General features: G+C 58.5%; 3 protein-coding genes. 1 reads left to right on the forward strand and 2 read right to left on the reverse strand.

The genetic code is table 11. The features are described 5' to 3' along the window. Positions 1-531, reverse strand: a 531-nt coding sequence (locus VIL80_RS06315; protein WP_332035296.1) for a lipocalin family protein, incomplete at its 3' end; no start/stop codon positions are given. A gap of 186 nt (positions 532-717) precedes the next feature. Further along, positions 718-960, reverse strand: a complete 243-nt coding sequence (locus VIL80_RS06320; protein ID WP_332035297.1) for a VF530 family protein — start codon at positions 958-960, stop codon at positions 718-720. 259 nt (positions 961-1,219) lie between these two features. On the opposite strand from VIL80_RS06320, the gene VIL80_RS06325 reads away from it, so the two are divergent. Further along, positions 1,220-3,515: TonB-dependent receptor (locus VIL80_RS06325; RefSeq protein ID WP_332035298.1), on the forward strand; the 2,296-nt coding region annotated here is incomplete at its 3' end.

A 3,515-nucleotide genomic window follows, 5' to 3' on the forward strand; every position in this document is an offset into this window, starting at 1 on the left:
CGTTGCCAGGGGCGACTGCTCCACCAGAATCAGCGCACCGGTATCAAAACCGAGTTCACCGGCGCGTTTGAGAAAATGCTGTTTCACCGACGCATCCACCGTAGGCGTGCGCGACAACAGCCAAAGATAGGAACGATTGGGCCCGGAAACCATGGCGTAGCGATATTCTTCGTCCAGCTCGAATATCACGTAGGAGCCGTAAAAGGGCCCAAAAAATGAAACTTTCAAGTGCCCCACATTCGGCGCACCGACGAAGTACGCCTTGCCGACAGACTCCTCCCATTTGGCCTTTTCCGCGTCAAAGCCGCGGTTGACCACTTTCACCCCACCGTCGTCCCGCAGGCTGTACTCGGCGGTAACCCGGCTCAACCCGCGCTCGAAGGAATGGTCCAGGCGCGCGATTTCGTACCACTTGCCGAGATAGCGATCGAGCTGGAAATCGTCGATCGGCTCAACCCCCTCGGGGATTCCAGTACAGGCAGATACCAGCAGGGACACCACCAGCAAACACCAGGTTGATACTCTTGCCATCGCTACTCCGAAAATGAACCGATACGCTCCTGAGCTCGGAAGGGATTCACTCACGCAAGAAAAATAGTCGGGAAAAGCACATCCTGCAGCGCATTATTCCATTCAATATCCATCCAATTAATTCTACTTATGTTGTTAGCCGCCGTACCGGCAGCGGATAACAAACCGGATGTTCCGGGGATGGGTTCAAGACCTGTTCCAGGGATTCGCGGCGCTGAAAGTCGCAACGTAAAGAGCCTCGACTTTTTCCCTGGCCCAGGGTGTTTTGCGCAGGAATTTCAGACTGGATTTCACCGAGGGATCATTGCGGAAACAGTTCACCGGAATCCGCTCGGCGAGCCCCTCCCACCCGTAATGGCTTTCCAGCTCGAGGACGATAGTCTCCAGTTTGACGCCATGTAGGGGGTTGTTGGGCTGATCGTGATGCATGGTTTCCTCGCTCTGCGGGTAAACGCCACCCTGTGAATGGCGAATCTCATTGGCCTTGGCGCCAAAATTCTCTGAATACTTCCGCTGGTGAATTTAACGTAAATTCATCCAAACAGACGAAGCTATTTTCACTAGCCCTTACATACTGCCCAAGATCCGACCCCTGTTGGCTGGCGGCGCAGGTAGTAATGGCAGACGCTGTGCGCCCGTGGCCCGATCACTCGATAAAGATAATGAAACGATGAGAGGGAAGCTCCCGATGGCTACTAAGCATACGTACGACAATCCATTCCTGCGCAACCTGACCGTAGCAACTACCGCGCTCGCGGCGGCAATTGCCGCGGCGGTACCGTCCGCGGTATCCGCCCAGGAGGCGCGCCAGCTGGAAGAAGTGGTGGTTACCGCCCAGCGCCGTGAAGAAAACCTGCAGGAAGTGCCGGTGGCCGTTACCGCCGTCACCGGGGACGAGCTGGCCGCCGCCCAGGTGGACAGCATTGCAAATATCCAGCAGATCTCCTCCAGCACCCGCTTTGCAGTGGTCAACAGCGCCGCCAACAGCGCCAATATCGTGATCCGCGGTATCGGCACCGTGGGCAACAGCCGCGCGTTCGAGGGCGCGGTGGGCGTGTTTGTGGACGGTGTCTATCGCACCCGCGCCGGCCAGGCAATGCAGAACTGGCTGGATATGGAGAGCCTGGAAATTCTGCGCGGCCCGCAGGGCACACTGTTCGGCAAGAATACCTCTGCTGGTGCCCTGATTCTCAACAGCAAGGCGCCGACCACCGATGACTTCAGCGTGGATTATGAAGTGGGAGTCGGCAACTACGGCAACCAGCTGGTGCGCGGCGCCACCAATGTGCCGATTAGCGACAAGGCGGCCATGCGCGTAGCCGCTATCTGGGGCAGCGAAGACGGCTACATCGAGGACCCCAACGGCGGTGAATACAACGGCCGCGAGCCTCGCGGCGCCAAGATTCAGTTCCTTTACGAACCCTCGGAGACCTTCTCCAGCCGCCTGATTATCGACTGGTTCGACGAGCAAAATAACTGCTGCTACGGCCAGGTCGACGACATTGACGGCCCCACCCAGCCCCTGATCAACGCGCTGGTATTGGCCCAGGGCAAGCAGCTGCCATCGGCGAACCTGAAGGACTACCAGCAGGTGCTGAGCAACCCCACGGATCAGTCCATCGATGACAAGGGCGCGGTCTTGCACATGGCCTGGGAGCTGGACGGTGGTCGCACGCTCAAGTCCGTGTCCAGCCTTCGCGACTGGCGCATCTCCCAGCAGGGCATGGATGCGGATTTCGTCGGCGCCAATATCCTCTCCATCAGCGAATCCCTCAGAACCAAGATGATTTCCCAGGAATTCACCCTGAATGGTGATGCGGAAAGTATCGGCCCCTTCTCCGGCGGCGACTATGTGGTTGGCGTGTATTACGCCGATGAAGACATCGACGCGCACCACGAACTCTGGTGGGGCGACCAGGCACAATTCTACTGGGATACCCTGTTTACCCAGTTCTATGGCTTTCCCGCCGGCACCGTGGATGCCACCGAAGGTCAGTGGAGCGATGTAGACATGCCTGCAGACAGCCGTTCTTATGCCGCCTTCACCCACTGGAACCTGGACGTCAATGAACAGTTCGGACTGACCGTTGGCCTGCGCTACTCTCGCGATGAGAAAAACGGCGCCATGTTCCGCAATGCGTTCACTTCGGCACCCAACGCCGTGTTCCGGGTGCTCACCGCCCAGCCCGGGCCGGAGTTCGACGATCACTACGAGGAGGACGCCTTCAGCGGTTCGCTGTCGGCGCAGTACCACTTCACCGGGCAGGTCATGGGTTACGCCTCCTACAGTCGCGGCTACAAGTCCGGCGGGGTGAACATCGACAACAGTGGCGCCGGCACCAACCTGAACAACCCGGAAGAGGTTCCCGGTGCGATACCGGGAGACCCGACCTACCGCGCCGAGTATATGGACGGCTACGAGCTGGGTTTGAAAACCGAATACTGGAATGGCCGCGCGCGCAGCAACCTGGCAGTGTTCTACAACGACATCGAAGACCTGCAGCTGGCCCAGTTCCAGGGCACCCGATTCAGTGTCGACAATGCGCCAGAGGCTACGGTCTACGGCCTGGAACTGGAAAACCAGTTCGTGTTGAACGACACCTTTTCCCTGATGTTTGACCTCACGCACCTCGCGGAAGCCCGCTTTGGCGACGATCCGGTACTGGGTATTCTCGCCGACCGCGAATTTGCCATGGCACCGGATCTGTCTGCGAACCTGGCTCTCGATTTCGAGCGTCCCATCGCCAGTGGCCTGAATCTGTTTGGCCGCGTGGGGATGGTGTACAACTCCGAAATCTATTCCAATACCTCGAACAACCTGAAAGTGGACGCGCAGAGTGAGTACGCCGCGAATATCGGGCTGCGCCCGGATTCCACCAGCTGGTCGCTGTCTGCCTGGTGTCAGAACTGCACCGACAACCGCTATGCCAGCGTGCACTTCGACTCGCCACTACAGGCGGGGGACTACAATGCGTATGTTTCCT

It is taken from the genome of Microbulbifer sp. (assembly GCF_036563125.1).
Lineage (GTDB): Bacteria > Pseudomonadota > Gammaproteobacteria > Pseudomonadales > Cellvibrionaceae > Microbulbifer.

Bases quoted from the DNA above. Each gene is read 5' to 3' on its own strand.
- VIL80_RS06320 (WP_332035297.1), bottom strand. From the start codon at position 960: ATGCATCACGATCAGCCCAACAACCCCCTACATGGCGTCAAACTGGAG.